21 protein-coding genes are annotated in these 22,758 nt (G+C 39.1%); 1 reads left to right on the top strand and 20 read right to left on the bottom strand.

The annotated features are described in order from the left end of the window. Positions 1-132 precede the first annotated feature (132 nt). From IIB39_08770 to IIB39_08730, 9 genes are all read right to left on the bottom strand, one after another. Positions 133-342, bottom strand: coding sequence for a hypothetical protein (locus tag IIB39_08770; protein MCH8928791.1), 210 nt, complete (start codon positions 340-342; stop codon positions 133-135). Between the two features lie 771 nt (positions 343-1,113). Then, complete coding sequence (locus IIB39_08765) at positions 1,114-1,917, bottom strand: class I SAM-dependent methyltransferase (protein MCH8928790.1); 804 nt, start codon at positions 1,915-1,917, stop codon at positions 1,114-1,116. Positions 1,918-2,104: 187 nt separating this feature from the next. Beyond that, positions 2,105-3,427: an oligosaccharide flippase family protein gene (locus IIB39_08760; protein ID MCH8928789.1), complete on the bottom strand. Its 1,323-nt coding sequence runs from the start codon at positions 3,425-3,427 to the stop codon at positions 2,105-2,107. 44 nt (positions 3,428-3,471) lie between these two features. Continuing rightward, the gene (locus IIB39_08755) at positions 3,472-5,124 is read right to left on the bottom strand and encodes an alkaline phosphatase family protein (protein MCH8928788.1); all 1,653 of its coding nucleotides are present in this window, start codon (positions 5,122-5,124) and stop codon (positions 3,472-3,474) included. 45 nt (positions 5,125-5,169) lie between these two features. Further along, positions 5,170-6,024 carry a glycosyltransferase family 2 protein gene (locus IIB39_08750; protein ID MCH8928787.1) on the bottom strand — a complete coding sequence of 285 codons (855 nt, stop codon included), beginning with the start codon at positions 6,022-6,024 and terminating at the stop codon, positions 5,170-5,172. Further along, positions 6,021-7,136 carry a glycosyltransferase gene (locus tag IIB39_08745; GenBank protein MCH8928786.1) on the bottom strand — a complete coding sequence of 372 codons (1,116 nt, stop codon included), beginning with the start codon at positions 7,134-7,136 and terminating at the stop codon, positions 6,021-6,023. Before IIB39_08745 ends, IIB39_08750 begins: the two co-directional genes overlap by 4 nt. A gap of 46 nt (positions 7,137-7,182) precedes the next feature. After that, positions 7,183-8,118 (bottom strand): glycosyltransferase family 2 protein, encoded by a 936-nt coding sequence (locus IIB39_08740; protein ID MCH8928785.1) that lies wholly within the window; start codon positions 8,116-8,118, stop codon positions 7,183-7,185. Between the two features lie 11 nt (positions 8,119-8,129). Continuing rightward, positions 8,130-8,807, bottom strand: a complete 678-nt coding sequence (locus tag IIB39_08735; protein MCH8928784.1) for a DUF4292 domain-containing protein — start codon at positions 8,805-8,807, stop codon at positions 8,130-8,132. An 85-nt stretch (positions 8,808-8,892) separates the two neighbouring features. Then, positions 8,893-10,494 (bottom strand): tetratricopeptide repeat protein, encoded by a 1,602-nt coding sequence (locus IIB39_08730; protein ID MCH8928783.1) that lies wholly within the window; start codon positions 10,492-10,494, stop codon positions 8,893-8,895. A 160-nt stretch (positions 10,495-10,654) separates the two neighbouring features. Between IIB39_08730 and IIB39_08725 the strand changes: the two genes are divergently transcribed. Then, positions 10,655-11,485 carry a hypothetical protein gene (locus tag IIB39_08725; GenBank protein MCH8928782.1) on the top strand — a complete coding sequence of 277 codons (831 nt, stop codon included), beginning with the start codon at positions 10,655-10,657 and terminating at the stop codon, positions 11,483-11,485. A gap of 5 nt (positions 11,486-11,490) precedes the next feature. Here IIB39_08725 and IIB39_08720 read toward each other — a convergent pair whose 3' ends face one another. The 11 genes from IIB39_08720 to glmS form a co-directional block, all read right to left on the bottom strand. Further along, on the bottom strand, positions 11,491-11,685 hold the full coding sequence (locus IIB39_08720; GenBank protein ID MCH8928781.1) for a hypothetical protein: 195 nt from the start codon (positions 11,683-11,685) through the stop codon (positions 11,491-11,493). Between the two features lie 15 nt (positions 11,686-11,700). Beyond that, entirely contained in the window at positions 11,701-13,158 is a 1,458-nt protein-coding gene (locus IIB39_08715) for a diguanylate cyclase (GenBank protein MCH8928780.1), read from the bottom strand. Positions 13,159-13,572: 414 nt separating this feature from the next. Continuing rightward, entirely contained in the window at positions 13,573-14,103 is a 531-nt protein-coding gene (locus IIB39_08710; protein MCH8928779.1) for a zf-HC2 domain-containing protein, read from the bottom strand. A gap of 68 nt (positions 14,104-14,171) precedes the next feature. Continuing rightward, positions 14,172-14,747, bottom strand: a complete 576-nt coding sequence (locus IIB39_08705; GenBank protein ID MCH8928778.1) for a sigma-70 family RNA polymerase sigma factor — start codon at positions 14,745-14,747, stop codon at positions 14,172-14,174. Further along, positions 14,740-15,771: a DNA polymerase III subunit delta gene (gene holA, locus IIB39_08700; protein ID MCH8928777.1), complete on the bottom strand. Its 1,032-nt coding sequence runs from the start codon at positions 15,769-15,771 to the stop codon at positions 14,740-14,742. The genes IIB39_08705 and holA overlap by 8 nt, the downstream gene beginning before the upstream one ends. After that, positions 15,771-15,887 carry a MetS family NSS transporter small subunit gene (locus tag IIB39_08695; GenBank protein MCH8928776.1) on the bottom strand — a complete coding sequence of 39 codons (117 nt, stop codon included), beginning with the start codon at positions 15,885-15,887 and terminating at the stop codon, positions 15,771-15,773. The genes holA and IIB39_08695 overlap by 1 nt, the downstream gene beginning before the upstream one ends. 7 nt (positions 15,888-15,894) lie before the next feature. Further along, a complete protein-coding gene (locus IIB39_08690) occupies positions 15,895-17,340 on the bottom strand; it encodes a sodium-dependent transporter (GenBank protein MCH8928775.1) in 1,446 nt (481 codons plus the stop codon). Positions 17,341-17,374: 34 nt separating this feature from the next. Continuing rightward, the gene (locus IIB39_08685; protein MCH8928774.1) at positions 17,375-18,184 is read right to left on the bottom strand and encodes an undecaprenyl-diphosphate phosphatase; all 810 of its coding nucleotides are present in this window, start codon (positions 18,182-18,184) and stop codon (positions 17,375-17,377) included. 78 nt (positions 18,185-18,262) lie between these two features. Further along, positions 18,263-19,033 (bottom strand): peptidoglycan editing factor PgeF, encoded by a 771-nt coding sequence (gene pgeF, locus IIB39_08680; protein MCH8928773.1) that lies wholly within the window; start codon positions 19,031-19,033, stop codon positions 18,263-18,265. 10 nt (positions 19,034-19,043) lie between these two features. Next, positions 19,044-20,924 carry a penicillin-binding protein activator gene (locus IIB39_08675; GenBank protein ID MCH8928772.1) on the bottom strand — a complete coding sequence of 627 codons (1,881 nt, stop codon included), beginning with the start codon at positions 20,922-20,924 and terminating at the stop codon, positions 19,044-19,046. A 2-nt stretch (positions 20,925-20,926) separates the two neighbouring features. Further along, complete coding sequence (glmS, locus tag IIB39_08670) at positions 20,927-22,753, bottom strand: glutamine--fructose-6-phosphate transaminase (isomerizing) (protein MCH8928771.1); 1,827 nt, start codon at positions 22,751-22,753, stop codon at positions 20,927-20,929. Between the last annotated feature and the right edge of the window lie 5 nt (positions 22,754-22,758).

Here is a 22,758-nt window from a genome sequence, read left to right as displayed (position 1 = left end):
CGGAATCAATATGTACAATTGCCGCATGATTTAGATTATATTTCCCGATGGTTTTATTGTTAAGCGTCTCCTCAAACCAGCCCTGTATGATTTCCACCCTTCCTTCCTGAATACCCTCGCCTTTAATATACTTCAAGAAATTTTCTTTGGAATTTGAATACTTCCCCCGTAAAATAAATCGGTTTTTGTGTCTATACCTGTGGCTTCCGGCAATCCTTTAAAGGAGTCAAACGCGATGAATCGCATACCTTTCCATAACTTACGTCTCGTGCCGAAATCTCTTTCACTTTCCCATCGTGTGTGACTGTTAAATGCTCGTCGGAAGGCTTTATATGCCTTCACGATGAGTGACCTTTGAAAACCCCGAACTCTAAATAATCACCTTTTATTTCATTCCGTGATATGAATATCGCTGCTTTCCAGAATATGGTATCCTCCTCATTGAGCATTAATCTTGCCAATAATCTTCTAAGTGGTAAAATTATCCTTTTCAAAGACCGTGATAGAAATTTTCTCATACCTTGCTCAGTTGACCAGCCTCCATCCCTGTTTTATGATACTGATTAAGCCCTTACATTATAAAATATTCGCGGCCTTATTTTTACTAATTATATCGGAGATGACCAGCCATCAATGGCTACGCCACCTGTTATATTACAAGTTAAGTATTTAGAATGCACTGATAATTTACTCAAAATAATTATATAAGCCACGTATCATATACAATAAAGGATTTGATTATCAAATATGGAAAACGAGTTCCGGATAAGTTCTTCAGAAATCTCTTATACTATTATTTAGACCGGGAAATACAATTAAACAATCTTGCAACCCTTTGGCGAAAGTACAGTCCGCCGATTACCCTGTTTCGTTTAGTAAACTTATTTAAATCTTTCGTAAAATCATCTCCAGCCGCAGCTGCCTTCTCATCAAATAGCCGAGGGACAAAACTATAAAGCTCAATATCAAATCTGTTGTAACCTCTTATTGCATTGATAGTTTCAGGGTTCAAATCGTTAACTTTTTTTATTTTTTTGGTTCTGTTTGCTAATGCTAAAACAATGAAAAAGCTCGCTATCGTATTTTCCGTACCGCTTTATTTTATTAATATTTCTATTGACTATCTTTTTGAGAAACAAAGATATAGCCCCTATAAATTTTATGATAATCGGAATCCAGATCATCGGCAGAATACAATTTTGTCGAAAACCCGAAATCTTTAAGATGATCGAGCAAATCTAATCCAAAATCAGTGTAAACTAATGATTTTCGCACTCCGTCTTTATGGTAAACTTTAGGTTTGATAAAGATTTCTTCTCCATTATCAATTTTTACCCGGCTTTCGGTGATGGGGGAATTCTGAAATGGGATACTGAATATATGATAACCTGACGGTTTTAGTACTCTGGCAATTTCTTTCCAGGCTAAGTCAGGCTCTAATATGTGTTCGAAAACTGTCTGAGTTATTACTAAATCAAATGTCTCGTCGTTAAAAGTGAGTTTTTGCAGATCCTCACACCTGACCTTGTCCCGTGTGTAATTTCCCGGCTGAATATCGGGATAATATTCAGAACAGACATAACCTTTTAGCGCTTTAAGATGATCGTTTAATGGACCTCTCGCCTGTGCTTCGAAGATATTGAGAGATTTTGATTTCTCCATAAACTTTTTCATTGAATATGGTTTATCAATATCAAATGTTTTGCATAACACAGCCGCAAGATGCCTGTTTCGCGCTATCCCTCCACATCTATTACACTTAAATGTTTCTTTAAGGTTATCTCCGTATTTATACATAGTCGTTTCAATTCCGCAGATAGAACAGTATCCCCGATGCTGCGTTCTTCTCACGAAATTCCAGGTTTTCTCAAGCGCTCTTTGAGGATTTTTAATGGCTTTTATGAGCAAGTCTAACATTTTTCTCCATGATAAAATACGCTAACAGTAAATTAATTCAAGGTATTGCCTAATTAATGTCGGGATAACACAAAATATATGCAAACACTTATTCTGGTATTTCGGGAGCTCGGTTGGATGACCCATTATCACTCAAGAGCCGACATCAATAAGAATCTTCAATAGATATTTAAAGCCAATTAACCAATCAAAGTCGTTTGTTTGACAGACCTTTAATAAAAGGATATATGTCTTTCACCCGTCCGGCAACACTGCTGATGGTTATAGGCAGTATTTTCTTAATTCTTATACTCAAATAAACGCCTTGAATTAACATTCCAAGAATAAATGCCAGCGCCATTCCTTCCGGACGCATCTTGGACGTCAGTAAAAACCCCACAACCGCCACCACTATAACATTAATAATTCTCCCGAAGAGTACTGTTCTCGGTTTATCAAGAGAAAAGAACATAAAAACGTTTAAAGAAACTGTAGGAGATATTGTGGCTCCTAAGATCAGCAGCTGCAAGATCAAATAAGCTCCTTCATAACGACCACCGTATATTAATTCAAACATCGGTTTTGCAAATAATATGGCTACAATATTCATCGGCAGGAGTATCAGATATAGGAAGCAGAGAATTTTTTCATATAACGCCTTTAAATCTTCCATCCTCCCTTCCTGTACCAATTTCGAGCCATAAGGGAAAACCGTAATATCCATCATCTGAGAAATAATCTGATAAAATCTGATGACAACTTTTGCGGAATTATACCAAGCAACCTGAATTGGACCCATTAGATACGCTATAATATATGAATCTATATTATTTGCCACCGTATTCGCCGTAGCCGATCCCACACTGTATTTTCCGTAATTCAATGCTCTTTTCTGATGGGAGAAAGAGAGGACTGCCTTACTTCGCTTCAATATTTCCCTATTCAGCAGTCCACCCACCGCAGCTGAGGAGAATCCTGCAATCGCCATTAGATATATAACCTGAACAGCGCTGATACCCTCTTGCCCTGAGTTCAGATAGACTAATCCAACTGAAAGAATTATAAAATACACGCTATTCAGAATAAATAATCTTTTCGTATTTCTACTTGATATGATAAGCCTCTGAGCAAAATTTTTTAAAAATTCTCCCGCCAGTTGAAGAGGTATGGCAATTGGAAGCAGAGTAGCAAGGAGAGGCGTATTAAGTAATTCGGATAGCAGTTTACTGAACAATATAAACGGCACTATAGCAGCCAGATTAAAAAGAAATGAAAGAGCAAAAGCATTGATTGGTATTTTCGGGTCCCAATCTTCCACGGATAATTCACGAACCATATGGCGATATACAAGCGCTCCACCAATCATAACTATGATTCTGACTATTCCCTGAGATAAAATGTATGATCCGAATTCTTCCGATGGGAGAGTCCTTACTATTAATAATATAGCGACTATTCCATACGATAATTGGAGAGCCTGAGAACCCGCCGCCCAAAGACCTTTAGTGAGATGCTTTTCTACCCTAAACATACAAGTCTATTTAAATTGTGCAAAAAAGAAAATTCAAAGTTTTATTAATCGACATAGCCTAAACCTCTCAACCTCTCTTCAATCGCTTTTTCTTCCTCAGGAGTATATCCTTTCGATTCCTTTCGAAGATCTTGCGCTGACACATTTCGCTCATCGTTGGAGAAAACAGGAGGCGTTTCAAAAATATCCTGCAAAATTTTTCCATCCATATCATCAGGCGCTTTGATTCCGAACGATGACAATATTGTTGGAGCTAAATCAGTTATATTTGCATTATCAATTTTAATTCCTTTGCGAATCCCGTTCCCATGAGCGATAAAGATACCCTTATCGTCATGGTGGGCGGTTTCAAGAGGATCGAAAAGTCTTCCATCAGGGGGGATATTACGTATTTCGCCCCATTCGTAGTTTCCTAAGATAAATTGGATGTCAGGAGCGTTTGACACATATTCGCCGGAATAAATATCTTCACGTAAGAGAATTTCCACTTCAAGAGCGGAGCCGTCACGCGGATCAGAAATATTCCGTAGCTTATCCGCTATTTCTTTCCTTAAAGCATCATAATCTTCCGGTGAGACAATCCCTTCCGGTCTGTCAACGGTGTTAATGTAAATACCGCCCGGAATAGCAATCGCCTTCGTCTTTTGCCAGTGGATACCTCCTGTTTGAATAAGGTCCATTATCGCTTTACCACTACCTTCTATGACTCCGACAGGTACCCGTTTTTCGAGAAATTTCGGCACTATACCCCTCACAAAATTCTTCATACCGAATTTATCAAGGACGGAGGCAATACCCTTTTGAGTGATACCGATTTTCCCGAGAATCGAGTTCGGATTCTTTAAAACCAGATACCCCTCATTAATCAGCCACTGATTCAGGTAGAATCCTTTATCCCGACGATGAAATCCATGATCTGACATCAGATAAAGCGTGTAATCCTCATTCTTTACGGAATCTAAAACTTCGCCTATTTCCCCATCAAGAGCTGAAAAATACTTTTTCAGCTCTTCTTTTGCCCATCGGGACTCATTTTCATCGTCCGAATACATCTTATTTATTAATTGGTGAGACATCCTGTCTGACCCTGTATAAACAAACATCATAAAGTCCTGCATCTTTTCATCGAGCAAATATTTTATCGCTTTGGTACGTTTATACAGCAGGCGATGACAATTTTCGACGACGTCCTCCACGCGATACCTGTCTCCCTGGTCTGCGTCAATTTCATAACCACCCGTTACCCTGTCCAAGTCATCTTTAAGATTTTTCGGATGAGTAAAATTTGAATGTGTGGATGGAGCAAGAAATCCCGATACCATAAAGCCGTCAACCGATTTCGGCGGAAACGCCACAGGATTATTGAATATGCCGGTAGTGTATCCGTAAGAGTTCAGTATGTCCCATAATTCGTTTTCGTTCTCAACATCTCGATTGTCGAATCGCCTAATATCGTAGCTGCTTTTCTCCAATCTGTAGAAATTAAACATTCCGAGTTTGCCCGGATTCTTGCCTGTGGAGAAACTAAACCATGCCGGACAAGTAAGTGGAGGAAAAGTGCTCTTAAGGATTCCATGGACACCCTCGTCAATCAAGGATTTCAGTGTCGGCATGCTGCCATCCTGTATATACGGCATCATTATATCGAAAGTACCTCCATCAAGACCAATGAGAATTACTTTCTTCTTATCAGACATTATTGTTTGCTCCACCGCTGTTTTTTTAATATCCAAAAGCCCTTATCAAATTGCCTTGATTCTCCTGACGCTGAACATTATCAATCTACCGATAACGAACTGAATTGCCCGTAGAAATACCATTACCGGTATCGTTAACCAGTGATACCATTTAGCGTAGAACCTGAAAAAACGGAAATTACTTTTTATTCTACTATAGATTTTAAACGAAATGCTGTATGCGGACGTAATCTTGTGCCAGATAAAGGACTGAGGTTCAAACACCACTTTGTAACCTGCCTTTCGTGCCCTAAAACAAAAATCCACATCTTCCGTATAAAGATACGCTTCGTCAAACAAACCAATCTCCTCAAATACGGCCCTTTTAACCAGCATACAACATCCTGTGGCATAATCTACTTCTCCGCCCTCGTCAAAACCCACGGTGTCAGTTTTCCTCAGGCCGCGGTGATATATATTTCCGGTAAAGAAATTTACAAATCCTCCCGCATACCAGATCTTACCCATATCATCATAATAATAAATCTTAGGGACTACGATTCCAATATGCTGATCCGATTCGGCAGTTTTAACGAGAAAATCCAAAAAATTATCTTTAACTATAGTATCGTTATTCATAATAAGAAATAGAGAAGCTTCACCTTTTAATTCATTCTTTATTGCTGCATTATTTCCGCCCGCATACCTAAGGTTACCGTCATTTTGAATAAAATTCAGAGTTGGAAATTCTCCTTTTATAGCCTCGAAAGAACCGTCGGTAGAGGCATTATCAACTACGGTTATTATTTTATTCCTGTAGTTGATTTTAGATAAACTGCGGAGACATTCTATAGTGTCATCTTTGCCATTCCAATTGAGAATTATAATCTGAACAAGAGGCCGACTCAAATATTCGTTCATTGTATCAAGCTCTCTATGGATTTAACCAAATTTTCCCACGAAAAAAGTTTTTTGTGTTCTATAACGTTACTCCTGAAAGAATCACCGCGCGCATTATTGAAATAATCCAACACCGCGTCTGCCACCGCGGACGCCGAGCCCGGTTCCACGATGTATCCTGTCTCTCCATCTTTCACTACTTCCGGTAAACCTCCAACTCTCGTTACAACTACAGGCAGATTAAAATTATATGCGATCTGTACAATACCGCTTTGAGTCGCCGTAATGTAAGGTATGACTACAAGGTCGGTATTCGCAAAATAATCTCCTACTTTTTCATTGGGAATGTATTCGTCAATAACTTTCACGTATTTAGATATTCCCAATTCTTCTATTAAATCCAGATAGAATTTCTTTTCATCGTAAAATTCCCCTGCAACGGTCAGCGTTATATCTAATTCTTTTAACATTTTCGGCATAGCTTTAAGCAGATATTCTAAACCCTTATATTTTCTGACATACCCGAAAAACAATATTTGGTGGGATTTATTTAGATTACTATTCGCATTTACCGTCGAAATATCGCCATTTTCAAATAAATCAATTATAGGATGAAAATTTTTCACTGCTACGGCATCGGGGTATATATCCAGAAGATTTATTCTATCTTCCTCTGAATGCACGATAAACCTATCTACTTTGGAGAATGCCGTTTTACTCAATAAATTATCAATGAAAGAGCTTTCGTGTGGCAGAACATTATGACAGATAAACATTTTCTTAGCTGAAATATTGCTCAACATACGCATTATTGCGCCGAAACATATACCGAAAAAAGGTTGCCACCAATGAAATATCACAGCATCAGGATTTTGAGATTTTATATACTTTGCCGCCTTAATCCATGAAAACGGATTAACCGTGTCAATCAATCTTTCTGATGGAACATTAAAAGCGCTATCTGATTCGTCGAATTGAGTCTTACCGGGGAAAAATATATCAGGATACATCCGCTTAAAATTAACGATTGAAACATTATGCCCCCTTTTGACCATAGCCCTGTGTAGGCGTGTGTTATAATGAGATATTCCACCCCTGTAAGGGTGTGCCGGACCGACGAGTATAATATTCATTGCAAACCCCTCAAGCGGGTCTTAGAGGCTCTCCGATATGTATATATCAATTTTCATCGTCGAATCCGATTCTTTCCGATATAGAATAATTTGACTCATTTCCCCTTGAAGTGATCATCTCCGCCAAGAGGCCTAAGGAGATAAATTGGATTCCAACTATCATCAGAAGAACACCGAGAAATAAGATCGGCCTGTTTCCAATCCAAATTCCCCCAAGCCATTGAATTGTCAAGTATGAATTGATAATCAATCCTCCGGTGAAAAGAATAGCGCCGATTTTTCCGAAAAAATGAAGCGGATTTCTATTGTATTTGCCGAGGAATATTACTGTAACAAGATCAAGGAAGCCTTTTAGGAAGCGACCTGCTCCGAATTTTGTATTCCCGTATAATCGAGCTCTATGATTTACAACAATTTCAGTCACACTAAATCCCGCCATTTTTGCAAGTACGGGAATATATCTGTGCATTTCGCCATATATGTTTATTGTCTTTATTACGTCCGCCTTATAGATTTTCAATCCGCAATTAAAATCATGAATCCGAACTCCTGACATTATCCTTGTCACAAGATTGAAAAGTTTACTCGGCACTTTTTTAGTCCACGGGTCTTTCCTGCTTTTTTTCCAACCGGAGACAACATCAAATCCCTCATTAATCTTATTCATAAGGGCGCCTATTTCAGAGGGATCATCCTGAAGATCAGAGTCCATAGTGACAACCATTTGCCCGTTGGCCACTCTGAAGCCCTCCGAGAGGGCTGCCGCCTTTCCGTAATTTCGCCTGAATCGTAAACACTTTATTCGAGAATCAGAAGAAGCGAGCGTCGTTATCTGTTTGAAAGAGCCGTCCCTGCTGCCGTCATCAATGAAAATCAGCTCGTACTCAAGCGAAAGTTTTTCTACGGCATCACGAATCTCTGAAGCGAGCTGGGGAATAGATTCTTCTTCATTATACAGGGGAACAACTACGGATAATTTGATATTTGAGTTATTCAAGGTATCATCTCTTCGATAATGTTGATTCTGGTGTCAATATACTCCATAGATATCGCACCTCCTATCTCATCGCTGATAAAATGTATTATTCTTGGGAGGGTTATTCCGTTGATAATTTGAAATTCTTCGAATCGCTTCTCTATTTTATAATTCTCTTCCGAATACGTAACTATTTGTTTCGTAAGAATCAGCTTCTCTTTATCTATCCAATTAAATTTAGTAACGCCGTTAATCGAAGTTTCAAAATAATAAGATTTTCCGTCAATTTTGAAGTTTTTTATATTTTTTGCTTCCAATTCGGAAATCGTCACTAATCCGGTCACAACCTCAATAAATTCATTTATTCCTTCCCTGAAAGATATTCCTGAAAAAGAAAAACTTTGAGGATTCCCTTCGAATGTTTCATTTCGCAGATAGTTTTTTAGAATATAATAGCTGCTGTCAATTTTCATTTCCGAAATCGGAATTCCCAACGGTCCCCTGATGCTCATTTCTATGTATGACGGCATTTTTATCTTTATATAGTTCTTCCCTACTTGCGCCATATCTCTTATATCAATCGCTATTCTCGCCTCCGCTTCCATCGATTTTAATTTTTCTTTATTTTCATTTAACGCGAGTATCAGGTCCTCTACCGCCAAATTTGATTCGGGCAATGTCTTCGTTGTTGACAATAAACCGCAACCGCTTAGAAGGGCTAAAAATGTTGTAATAAATAGTAAACGTAGGTTAATAGTCACTATAAGTTATGAGTAAATGTTACTCGGCAATATCTTTTTCTATTGTAGTAGATTCAAATTCCTCCGTGTCCATTGCCTTTTGATAGTAATATTTTGCTTTATCGTCCTCACCTATATCCTTGTAAATATCTCCCAGATGTTCTAATACCTCGGAGTTTGTAGAATCTTTTTCAACTGATTTATTTACGTACTCCAATGCTTTATCCAAGTTTCCGATTTTAAAATAAATCCAACCGAGCGTATCAAGATAAGCGGGATTACGGGGAGTTTTTTCTACCGCAACTAACGCCATTTTCAACGCTTTTTTAAGTTTGATTCCCCTCACCGACAGGCTATACGCGTAATTGTTTAATATTGTCGTGTTCTGCGGGTCTAAGCTGAGTATTCGCAAATGCAAGTCGTCGGATTTGTCATATTTTTTAAGATTATCATAGACTGAAGCAAGAAGAGTTTGAGTTGCTGTATCATCAGGGCGAAATCGTATAGCTCCTTCAAGAGCCGTCTCAGCTCTTTTATAGTCTTCTACTTGAGTATAGGCGGAGCCTAACAAATATAAATTCGTCCAGCTTTTAGGAGCTTTTTTTTCTCCTTCAGCTAAAACTCTAACAGCCTCATGATTTTTATTTTGAATGAGATACACTCTCCCAAGATTGGAATATCCTACAGACATTTGAGGAGCAGTTTCGATTAATTTTTTCAAATAAGTTTCTGATATTTCATAATTTTCTTCCTCAGCGTAAATGTTTCCGAGGTAAAAATAAATTCTCCACTCATTTTCGTGTTCAGGTAAAAGGCTCTGAAAAAGTGTTTTAGCCTCTTCTAACTTCCCTTCCTGCCAGTATAAATCGCCAATTGAAATCCTTGCGGGAAGATCATTTTTGTTTTCCAACAGGCGGTCTTCATAAAGTTTCTTCGCTTGTTCGAAATTCCCTTTATTAATATAATACTCCGACAATTTTCTCCGGAGTGCCTGATTATTAGGAAATGAATTGTAATATTTTATGTAAAGATCAATGGACTTTGATTCATTTCCAAGTTTTTCATAAAGATCCCCCGCCCGTAGCAGCGCTTCACCTTCTGAAGAATTTTTCGAATAAAGTTTTTCATACGCTTTGGCGGCATCGGCCCTTTTTCCTGCTCTTTCCAGTGATTCGGCGAGCTGATACCATGATTGAATATCATCGCTCTTTATCTCCACCAGCTTCTCATACCAACCTGCGGCAAGAGAGTATTTTTCCGTCACGAAATATATCCTGGCAATTATGCCAATAGCTTCAGTGTTTTCCGGCTCTAACTCGATAGCTTTTTTTGAAGCTTTTATCGCCTTTTGGTAATTAGAAATTCTTGTGTAATCTTCAGACAGAGCCAGGTATATTGTCGCGGAAGTGGAATCATATTTTAATGCTAATTCATATTCCTTTATAGCGGCTTCGTATTTATCCTGTAAATCAAGAATAGATCCCTCCATAAAGTGATCTATCGCCATTGGATTATATTCTTTTTCTTTTTCAACGACAGAGGTACGATTTTCAGGTGTTTTCTTCGTTGCTTTCGAGCATTGGGTTCCATAAACCCCTATGAAAACCAATATCAGCAATAATAATGTATTATTTTTTCTCATAATCGCCTTAAACTTATTCACGCTCCCCTAATGTTACAAGAGAAAACTATATGGCCGAATAAAGCTTGCAGAGATACTATATTTTAGCTAATATTTTATTTGTTAATATAACAATTCAATAAATTTTGATTTACCAATTTATATACCCGGAAAATCATGTATGAACGATAACTTTTGGACACTGATAAAAATTGTAGTCGCAGTTGGCGCTACATTACTCGTTTATAAATTTCTTGATTCCGGCTCTTCAGTTGAAATCAAAAATTTCTCCCTTATAGATATATCTATAGAAAAATTGGGAGAGATCCTTTCTGCCAGTATAGAAGACAATGATGCAAGGAGAGAGGCGAAGTTAGAGTTTAAGGAATTTTCGGATTTGGTGATGGAAGGAGAAATAGCTCCTGATGAAATTGAAGATATAGCCTCGTCGATTCTAAATATGAGAATGAGAAAAAACCCCGATATCAGCAAGAGTACCAAAGAAATCATCAGGGCCCTTAAAAGAGCCCGGGCAACATCAAGTTTTATCGAAGAATCTCCCGAAGAACTTGCGGTAATATTGGATTCCATCGCCGTCAAGATAAATAACCTAACTATCTTTCAGGAAGAATATTACCAACGTTTTCTTCACTCAGAATATTTGACGGATTTGAAAGTATCCGCAGAAACACCCGGGCTCATTGAATCGGATAAAATTCAGGTTGTGATAGATTTTGATCCGGTAGTTATTGTTTCACCGACTCCTCAAATTGCGAATTTACGAAAGAAATCTGAAATTGTAATAATTGGAGAGACTCTTGTAGATATACCTCCGATACAAATAACCGAAAATTTAAATATTCTTATAGATTACACTAAATTAAATATGATGGATTCGTTAACAGTAAGTGAATTTCATAAAAAAATGAACGAATTAAAATCTATTAAATTAATTATTAATCATATTCAGGAGAAGAATAAGGAAAAATCAGTTAATAGTAATTCTGAATAACCTATTTAACCGTAGATTTGTTTTTCATTACAGCTACAAACTTTTACCATCTTTTTATTAAATTTCCATGCATCTGATTTTTCAGATTTCGATGTTGCTACATGCCTCAAATTCGTATACACCGTTCCACACACCGGACATGTTTCACCTTCATCTCCAATCTTCGCCGTCTTTGAAGCAAAACTTCTATCCTTAGCCATTTATCAAACTCCATTTTATAAACTTTTATTTTTAATCATATCTTTATCAGCAATTGATATTAACTCATCTGCTGTTTCCCCGTTTTTGGGATAACTCGCACTCCCTAAATCAATCTTTAATGTAATAGATTCATTATTATATTCAAATACCATTGTTCTAATTAATTCCTGAATCCGATTCGTAAAAGCATCTACTGCTTTTTGCTTGTAATCCAAAAGGACAATGCCGAATTCATCTCCGCCATATCGGCTAACTATATCAGAACTTCTAATTTCCTGACCGAGCTTTTCCCCGATTTCTTTAAGCAGAATATCACCTGCTTTATCACCATACCTCTTATTTATCTTACCAAATTTGTGGACATCAATTATTAATACTGTGAACGTTTCATCATATCTTTCAGCTCTCAATATCACATTTTCGATAAACATCCTGAAAAACTTAATATTTTGCAATCCTGTCAGCTCATCTGTCAAAGTATTGGAACTCTTTTCCTTAAGGAGCGTCAGCCGCGAAAGCGCTAAACCCATTACCGCACCCAAACTTGTCAGTATCGCTTTATCTGTATTCGAATAATTTGCCGGGCTTTTGCTATCTAGCCCAATGACTCCCAATACATTTTTCCCTGAGTAGATGGGAGTTCCAATATAAGAGTGAAAATTACCGGTGGATTCTTCATCATTCTCGAACCGCGGCTTAAAGTATCCGCCTTCTTCTGTTTCGGGTACAATTATCGGCGAGTTCTTTTTGAATACCAGTCCATTCATACCCTCGTTAATCGAATATTCAAAGTCTTCAGCATACTTGTCTTCCGCTCCGCTTCTGAATTTAATTATTAGTTTATCAGAACTGTCTTCATCCAATAATGATATGGTCAATGCATCATACTTTATTAGACTTTTACATGTATGCGCGACATTCTTATAAACTTGGTCGAATCTTTGAGCGCGCTGAATCGAAAGAAAGAAACGATAGAGTTCTGAAATGAGCGTTAGTCTGTTTTGAAGATTGAAGATAGAATCAAGTTGTATCACCGTCTTTTCTATGATGACGGCAAAACTTTCTATAAGTCTCTTATCCGATTCTCCAAATGAATCTTCTGCTCTACTGTCCACAAATAAGACACCCATAGACTTTTCGTTATAAAACACAGGCGTACCGAGAAAAGATTTCACAGAGAGCGGATCTTTCAGATAATCGACATTTTCTTCAATATCATTAAAACTTTTGACAAGGATAGTTTTTTCGGATTGCAAAACTTTACTGACTATTCCATCACCCATTGAAAGCTCGTTATAAAATTCCTGCGCTTCGTCGGCAGGAACAGCTGACTGAAGCTTTATCCTTGAACCTCCCATATAAAAAGCTGCCGCTCTTGCAACAAATGTATCACCCACAGCTCCTAAAAAAGTTTCTATATAATTTTTATATTCCTTTTCTGCTGCATAAATGGGAACCGATGATAAGTCCACCTCTTCAGGCCTTAAACGCAATGCGGATAGGTTATTTTTAATATCCTTTGATTCTATCTCAGAGCGTAACCTTATCTGCGAAGACCGATATGTAAGGATGGCCGTAAAAACGATGATTAGAAAAGCTAAAAAAGGGCGTAATAGCTTGTACAGCAAATTTGCTTGATTGTCAGGCAAAAAATATAGAACTGATAGCGAAATTAAGAGTAAAACGCTGACAGCGATAGAAGAAATACTCTGTTTTTTAGAGGCAAATCCTACGCTTGATATGAACAATTCAGAACCTATATTAAAAAGTTTATTGAGTGTTAATATAAACTAACGGGTCGGAATGTCAATAAGGTTTGGAGAACGGTAAGCGGCTCGCACTTATCCGATAAACTTACAAAAAGCTATAAGGACTTAAAAAACGTGCTACTTCTGAATAGACTCCGTCTCAGTAGAGTTCATTTCCTCTTCTTCATCTGTCTTTTCACTCTCAACAGACTTCACATCTTTGTCTTCATCTTTAGTTTCCGTAGATGATTCTACCACTTTCTTCTCGATAAAGCCGGGGCTTGAAAGAACGGGCATCCCGTCTCCACCGCCGCTGAAAGAGCTATTATAGAAAAGATATGAACCTGAAAGCACCAATAGTACCGCAGCAAAGCCGACTGCAACTGTCCTGATCCCTATTGAGGAAGGAATAATCATTTCACCAATCTTACTGATGAGTGATTCTTGCGACAGGTCTTCCAACTTCTGATAGAGAATCTTCTCAAAGTTGGGAGAGGTTTTGACTTTAGCGAGTTTGCTGAGACTGCTGATTACTTCCTGGTATTCCTTTTTGAAACTTGAACATTCCACGCAATCTTTTTCATGAGCAAGAGTTGCTTTTTTTTCTTCAGTGGATAATTCGTTTTCTAAGTAGCTTGTTAAATTATTGCGGTAATCGTTACAATGCATCGATAGGCATTCTCCTTAGGTTAGATTATTGTTCCTTGAATTTACTTCCAGCATCCTCTGATTTCTTCTTAATCCTTAAAATCTTTCAGGAGTCCCCTGAGTTTCAATCTGGCTCTGTTCACACGGGACTTTATTGTTCCGAGCGGTACTCCTATTATCTTACTAATCTCATCGTAAGAAAGTTCCTGAATATCTCGAAGAATTATCACGGTTCGAAATTTATCCGGCAGTTTCTGAATTGCATTTTGAATTAATTTTTCGTTAAATGTACTTTCAGTATTTTCTTCAGGAGTTCTGGCCGTTGACGGAAGTTCAAATTCCTTGTCGTCAATGCCCATTTTCGAGATAGAAAAAATCCGCCGTCTCTTCCTTTTCCGAAGTTCTGTCTTTGCAAGATTGCCCGCTATCGTATATATCCATGTGGAAAATCGGGCTATATTCTCATAAGAATTCTTATTCTTATACACTTTTAAAAAAGTATCCTGCACAATATCTTCCGACTCGTCTATTTGTCCGATAAATCTGAATACAAAGTTTAATAATCGGTCTTTATATCTGTTGACTATCTCGTCAAAGGCGTATTCATCCCCATTCTGAAACCTCGCTATCAGGTCTTCATCTGTATATTTTTTCCCTTCAGACAACTGAGACACCTTCTCCGCTTAATAATCGAACTGCCAGTTCAGAAAAAATCACACCATTTGAAAAATTGGTTTGTTTGGTTTTGAAATCGGCTTCCTTGACCAATTCAATGCCCTTAAGAAGTTCTTCTCTTGACCAATTGCGAACCGCTTCTTTCTTTAGTTCTTCTCGTGGCGACCATCTTGCAGATGGTTCTGCTCCATCATCTTTCGCAATCAGCACGGTCATCAGAAAATTAAATATCTGAATCGAAATAGACGGAGCGTTTTCTCCTCTGTCGAGCATATCGTTTAATGCCTTTAGAGACCAGTGCAAATCTTTTTTAGAAAGATACTTTTCAAGGTCGAATGGAGATAATTGTTTTGAAAACCCGATGACGTCCTTCACATCATCTTCATCAATATCTTTTTTATCACCGATAAATAGCGAGAGTTTCTCCATCTCCATATCAAGCAGCATTAAACTGCTTCCTGTATATTCCCCAAAAAGTCGGGATGCGTCCGCTGAAATATTTTTCCCTCTTTGACGGGCAAATGAAGAAATCCATGAAGGTATTTGATTATCGAAAGGAGTCTCGATCTTTACGGCAAACACCTTACTCTTAAGTGAATTATACCATTTCCTGCGAGCGTCAAAATTCATAGAAATCAATATTAAGCAGTTCTCGGGAATTGGCGATGCGGCATATTGGCCTATTTTCTTTATCCCTTCATCGCTCAACCGCTGAATGTCATGAATCAAAATCAGTTTTTTTTCAGAGAATAAACTCGATGTCGCCAAAGCATTTATTATTACTTCCGGTTTATCCGCTCCTACATGAAATATTTCAAGAGATTGTACCCCTGAATCATCTCCAAGGAACACTTCTCTTACTTTTTTGATAAATTTATCACGAAGGTACGCATCTACCCAGAGCTTTCTCCCCGCTAAAAGATATAATGGCTTTATATTGCCGACGCCAAGTGATTTTTCAGCGGCATTATAAGGCATAATAGAATCTTTTGATTTATTTTGCGCTGCTGTCATTATTCCTCTAACATACCTCTTTTCGCTTTATTTTTCTTGATAGCAAGGCTAATACAGAATATGAATCCACCCCAAACGAATCCAAGAAATAATACCATCATTATAAGCGTTTCCATTCTCATTCTATGCGTCCTCATTGGAGTTAAGCCGGACGAGTAGTTTATTAAACCCTAAAAAAATGACTATTACAATAAGCCACTGAGCGATGGTAGTCCCAATATTATATGTGTGGAACGGATTCCAAATCGCATCCGGATCGAATTCGGTTGCGGAACGCCAAAACCACCATCCGATCATAACAGAAAATTCCACCGGAATAAGCCATTTGATAATGATGGAAAACCACTTCCCCGCTCTCACATCGTTACCTTCCACATTGACCAATTCGTCTCGAAATTTATCCACTCCATATTTAATTCCGGCCAGCGCGACGAACAATCCGCTTACCATCAATCCCATTCCCCAAACCCAATCCTGATTATTGAAAAACCCTAAAGAGATAGCCGAAGGAATACCGAGTAAAAATCCGCCTATTCCTATCACGGTTATCGCCTTCGTCCGGTCTAAACCCATATCCATAAAAATCCTGGTTGACATTTCTATCATCGCAAGAAGTGAGGAGAATGCAGCCAGTGATAACGCTAAAAAAAACAGCGATTCAAAAAACGCTCCACCCGGCATTTTCTCAAATAACTGGGGTATTACGATAAAAGTCAGACCTGTATTACCTGCCCCGAGAGAATCCATTGCGACTGCGGCGGAACCCGATAATGCGAACACAGTAGGAATTACTGCCAACGCAGCTAAAAGGGACGCGGCGTTATTTCCAAATCCCGCAATAAACGAATTTAATACAATATCCTCTCTTTTATTCATATAAACCGCGTACGTCATCAGCAATCCCCACGCTGCGCCTGTTGACCATGCGGATTGCGATAACCCTTCGAGCCATATCCTGTAATCAGTGAGCTTCTCGAAATCAACACTGAACAGATAATTTAGACCCTCGGTGGCTCCGGGGAGTGTCAGCGCTCTTCCGGCGGCTATTATCAAAAGCACAAACAAAAGAGGAACAACTATTTTATTGGTTTTTTCGATCCCGCCTTTAATTCCCTTGAAAATTACATAGGAACCGATTGACATTGCGATAAAATGATAAAATACAGGTCCGTATCCGGAAGAAGTATAAGCGCTCCATTCTGCGGCATGGTCAAGACCTTTCAAACCGCCGGTCAACGATGCTACAAAATACCTGAGGCTCCAGCCCGTCACTACGGAATAGTAAAACATTATCCCCATCGTACACCAACCCACAAATGCGCCCATCCATGCGAACTTTGGTCCCATAATATGGATGAAAGAACCGATGACTCCCTTTCGGGAACTCCTGCCCATAGCGTATTCCATTATGATCAGCGGGATTGACCAGAGAAAGAGAAAAACTATCCAGGGTATCAGGAACGAACCTCCACCGTTTTGAGCCGCAATCCTCGGGAATCTCCATATATTGCCCGCTCCTATCGCCATACCTAATGATGCCAGGATCAAAGCCCATCTTGAACTGAACATTTCCTGCTGCTTACTCAACGACTCTCCATTTTATTTATAAAAAATATATCGTTGCTAATCCCACGGCAATACAGTATCCGGCGAAATAATGCATTTTTCCTTTCCTCATCACTCCCATCAGCAAGGAGATTGCTATTGTGCCTGTGATAAAAGACGAAACTACTCCTACACCGGCTATCGTATAGCTGATATTTCCGGGGCCGGAAGAAGCCACATCCAACAGCTGCAACAGTGTTGCCCCCGCAATAGCCGGTATGGCAAGCAGAAACGAAAAACGCGCAGCTTTTTCTCCGGAAACGCCGGTTAACATTGCCGCGCTGATACTTGTACCGGATCGAGATATACCGGGAAAGATGGCAATCGCCTGTGCAAATCCTATTATCAAAGCTCTTTTTCCGTCCACATCCTTGTTCCTGTTTACGGCAAATTTAGACACAAAAAGTATAAATCCTGTGAGAATGAGTGCGAAACCTACAAAATTCACATCGCTGAACGCCGCCTCGAAAAAATCCTTAAATAACAATCCGATGACGCCTGCGGGAATGGTTGCCAATAAGAGCAAAATGAGCAACCGGTAATCTTTATCATCTTTATAGCCGGAAATAATAGATCCCGGACTTTTTAATTTTCTGATAATTGATGCGAGCATTTCGCTCAAATCATTACGAAATATCACCAGTATGCTCAGTAGAGTACCGAAATGCACATAAATTTCAAACGCCATACCCTGATTTTTAATTCCGGCTACAGCCTGTGCTATTACAAGATGTCCTGAACTGCTGACAGGTAGAAATTCTGTTAGCCCTTGTAAAATGCCGAGCCATAAGGCTTCAAATATAGTCAATAAATTTATCCTTAAATTGAAAACTGAATTTATCGGCAATCTGCACTATTAGCAAGGACTAATGAGGCAAATCGGCAGTTAGGATTCCAATCGAATAAGACCCCACATCCGTCCTGATTTTTCGCCTTCCCGTCGATGTGAAAAGAAATTATCTGCATCACACCTGTTACAAATGTCGCTGACCTCAATATTACCGGATAGCACTCCAGCGGCCAACATCTGAGCTACATTCGCAGCTTTTAAATCCAGCTGATATTTACCTTCACCGGAATCTTTTAGAAATTCGTCATCGAATTGAGTCGCCACTTCCTCTCCGACTTCATAACAAGCGCTTTCAATTGACGGCCCAACTGCGCACAGCAAATTAGAAGGAGAAGTACCAAAAGAATCGCTCATCAGATTTATAGCGTTTGTAAGAATCCCCCCTTTTGTTCCCTTCCAACCACTGTGCACAGTGCCTATGGCGCCATTTTCAGGGTCGTAGAGAAAAATAGGTAAACAATCAGCAACGCTTACTATAAGCGAAAGCCCTTTGGTCTTTGTCAACATACCATCGGTTTCTTCATACACTCCGGCAATGTCTATATTACGCACATTCAGAGAATGAACCTGTTTTCCGATGGCCCTGCTTTCTTTATTTCCTCCCGATTCTTCAAGAAAAACCGTTCTGTTCTCATTTACATTCTCATGATCAGCAGAAACCGTGAATCCCAAATTAAAATTTCCCGAATCGCGCGTATCGCCGAAATTCTTGCTATGCCTTGTGCTGAAAACGCATCTAATCTCTTTGCGATCTTTGAAAATATTGAATTCCCAGAAACGAATATTTCCGGATGTTGAAAAGGGCATTGCCGAAAGGTCAGTTTATTTTTTCTATAGTTTTATTTTCAAACTTAAGAATGTGTATGAAATCGTTTACCCTTTTGGATTCCCCCGTGAAATCTATACTTCCTGCTACTCCTTTGTAATCACTTACACTATTTAGTTTTTCTATAAACCGATTTCGCGTACTTACCTTTTGGTTTACTATATCAAGCACAAGAGTTAAACAGTCGTAACCGAAAATATCCGTTCTATAAGGTTCCTCTCCATACAATTCGTTATATTTCGTTTGAAAAGCTGATAATTCTTCGTTTCCTGATCCGCGATAAATGTCAGAGCTGAATATTGTTCCGTCCAGGTATCTTGAAATGTCTCTGTCATTCAGCAGTTCCTCATCATACCAATTTTGTCCGCCTAATATCTGTGTTTTAAAGTTCCAAAACGCAAACTGCGGCGCTATGTACTTTATCTCGCCGAACTGTATAGGAAGATAAAAACCATCAATCACATCGAGAATTATTTTACTTGAGTCTACCTCTTCAGGAGGTCTTGACAGTTCTGCAAGCATTACCATTATTAACGAATCGGCAAGGGTGGAGTCTGCAAGAATATCAGCTGAGTCGGGTGGCGTTTCAGTTGGAAAGAGTTCTTCTTTTAATCTGAATCCAATTCGCCTGAACTGACTGAATTGTAACCGCAGATCCTCCGGAACTCCATAATACCAGCTTTGCGCTACTATCTCTCCTCCTAATTTATCAAATTCATACGCGAAACTATCCGTCATTTCCTTTCCATATTTGTCGGCAGGCGAAAGAATTGCTATCCGCTTTAAACCTAATGAATCTACCGCGAATGTTGCTAACGCTCTTCCTCTAACGGTCAAATCAGAATTTGCCTGAAAGGAATATGAACCCAACCCGGAAATTCCTTCTTTTGTAGCTGTGGGTGATATCATCGGCAACCCATAACTGTTCGCTACGGCGGCGGCGGCGGTAGCGTTTTCGGAGATCATCGGTCCTATAACCGTAAGTATTGAAGGGTCCTCGGCAAACCGTATCATTGACCTAACAGTTTTTACCTGATCCGATTCGTTGTCGATTATGGTCAATTTAATATTTTTCCTGACTTCCTCCGGCTGCTCATCATAAGCGGTCTTTATTCCTCTGAGGATATTCAATCCGTTTTCCGAGTGCTCGCCGGTTAAGGGAAGCAGCACTCCTATCGTAACCGACCCGTCTCTTTCATAGAACTTACCTTTGCTTATCCTCTTTATTTCTTCCTTAAACGGAGGATTTTTATATTCCGAGAGAAAATCTCTCGCTTCCGCTTTCGCCAGGTCTCCCGCGCCGCGCATGTACAGATTTTCAGACAGCTTCAGCGTTAAAAACGCTTTCTCGATTATATTTACGGTCTGATTTCTCTGCTTCCGCATATCGTCCAGAGTGACTTTGCTTTCCAAAATATGACCCGCTAACGTAAGACCCTTAGAACGCAGTGGAGCGTTCTTTGCCACAACTGCAACTGTTAAAAATTCTCTCATAGCTTTAGGGTACTCGCCAAGCCGGTAATAAATTTCACCAAGATTGTGGCGAACAAAATCCGCCAATATGTCATACGGATAGTTCAGCAGAAAGTCTTTTTGTATAGATTTGGCTCTTTTATATTTTTTTAATTTATATAATGTTTTACCAAGCATAAAGTGGACAACTTTATTACTCTGATATTCAAATCTAATCTTGTGCAGCTCTTCCAAAATTTGAAGCGCTTGATTATAATCTCCCCTTTTGTACTGCTCCACAGCATTCTTTGCAAGACTTTCGACTGCGAGAGCATCAATTCCGCTTTGAGCAAAAGTGACGGTAAATGTAGTAAATAACAGTAATGATGCGAGGATAAGAGTTCGATAATTGTTGTTCATAATCATTCTACCGTTACGCTTTTTGCTAAATTTCTTGGTTGATCAACATTACAACCCCTTAACACAGCTATATGATATGCCAATAGCTGAAGCGGAATAACAGTCATAATTGGTAACAAATAGCTTTTCACTTTCGGTATACTGATAACCCAGTCCGCTATTTTTTTTATCTTTTTGTCGCCTTCGGTAGCAATCGCTATAATAGAACCCTTCCTGGCTTTTACCTGCTCCATATTGCTCAGCACTTTTTCATAAGTACTATCCTGGGGAGCGATAAATACTACAGGCATCTTCTCATCAATTAATGCGATAGGACCGTGTTTTATCTCAGCCGCCGGATAGCCTTCGGCGTGAATATAAGATATTTCTTTGAGCTTTAACGCACCTTCTAACGCCACAGGATAATTAAAACCCCTGCCAAGATATAGAAAATTATCAGCATTTTTGAATTTTCTTGCGATTTTTTTTATGTGATCTGATGAGTCGAGAACAATTTTCGCTAAATCCGGGATACTGTTCATATCCTTCACGAATATTTTACCTTCTGCTAAACTCATCCCGGTCAATCGGCCGAGTGCCTGAGCCAAAAGGGTTAATACTGCCACCTGAGCCGTGAACGCTTTAGTTGAAGCAACTCCGATTTCCGGACCGGCATGAATGTAAACGCCTCCGTCTGTCTCTCTCGCGATTGAGCTGCTCACCACATTACATATGCCGAGAACTGTGGCTCCTTTTTTCTTAGCCATTTTTACGGCAGCCAGAGTATCGGCTGTCTCACCGGACTGACTTATCGCTATCACCACAGTCTCTTCATCAATGATAGGATCTTTGTACCTGAATTCCGATGCATATTCAACTTCAGCCGGTATTCCGGCAAGACTTTCTATCAAATTTTCCCCGATCATCGCAGCATGATATGATGTTCCACAGGCTGTAATATAAAGGTTTGATGCCGCCAGTATCTGCGGCAGAAAGTCTCGTAATCCTCCAAGCAGCGCTGTGCCGTTAGCAACATCAAATCTTCCTCTTATGGAATCTCTGATAGTATCAGATTGCTCGTGAATTTCTTTTAGCATAAAGTGTTTATACCCGCCTTTTTCAATCTTATCAAGGTCCCACAGAATTTGTGTTATTTCCTTGTCCACAGGCAGATTATTTTTGTCAATTATTTTAACTCCGCTGCCGGTCACTATCGCGATCTCACCGTCATCTAAATAAATTACGTCTTTGGTAAACTCAAGGATTGCAGCCACATCAGATGCTACATACTGTTCATTCTCTCCCAATCCGATAATTAGCGGAGGACCGAATCGCGCGGCAATTATCTTTCCGGGATTATCATTGGCTATGACACTGATTGCATAAGCCCCGACTACTTTGTTTACCGCTTTCGCCACCGCTTCTTCAAGGTTGCCTTTATAAAAGAATTCTATGAGGTTAACGAGTACTTCTGTGTCGGTTTCGGTTTTAAAACTAAATTTCTTTTTCTTTAAAAATGTTCGCAGTGAATGATAATTTTCGACTATCCCATTATGTACAAGAGCAATATTCTTGCTTGAACTTAAATGGGGATGTGCATTCAGCTTATTTGGGGCGCCATGTGTCGCCCATCTCGTATGACCGATTACAACATTTCCGGTAAGCTTACTTTTTATAATCGCACGGTCAAGAACTTCCATTTTACCCTTATGTTTGGAAATAATAAGTTTTCCATTGGATTGAACTGCTATCCCCGCTGAGTCATATCCTCGATATTCGAGTCTCCTCAATCCGTTCATCACAATAGGAATTCCATTTTTATTACCTACGTATCCGACTATACCGCACATATCTA

The sequence above is a fragment of the Candidatus Neomarinimicrobiota bacterium genome (assembly GCA_022573815.1).
GTDB lineage: Bacteria > Fidelibacterota > SORT01 > SORT01 > SORT01 > JACZTG01.
This window is presented reverse-complemented; position numbering and strand designations above follow the sequence as displayed.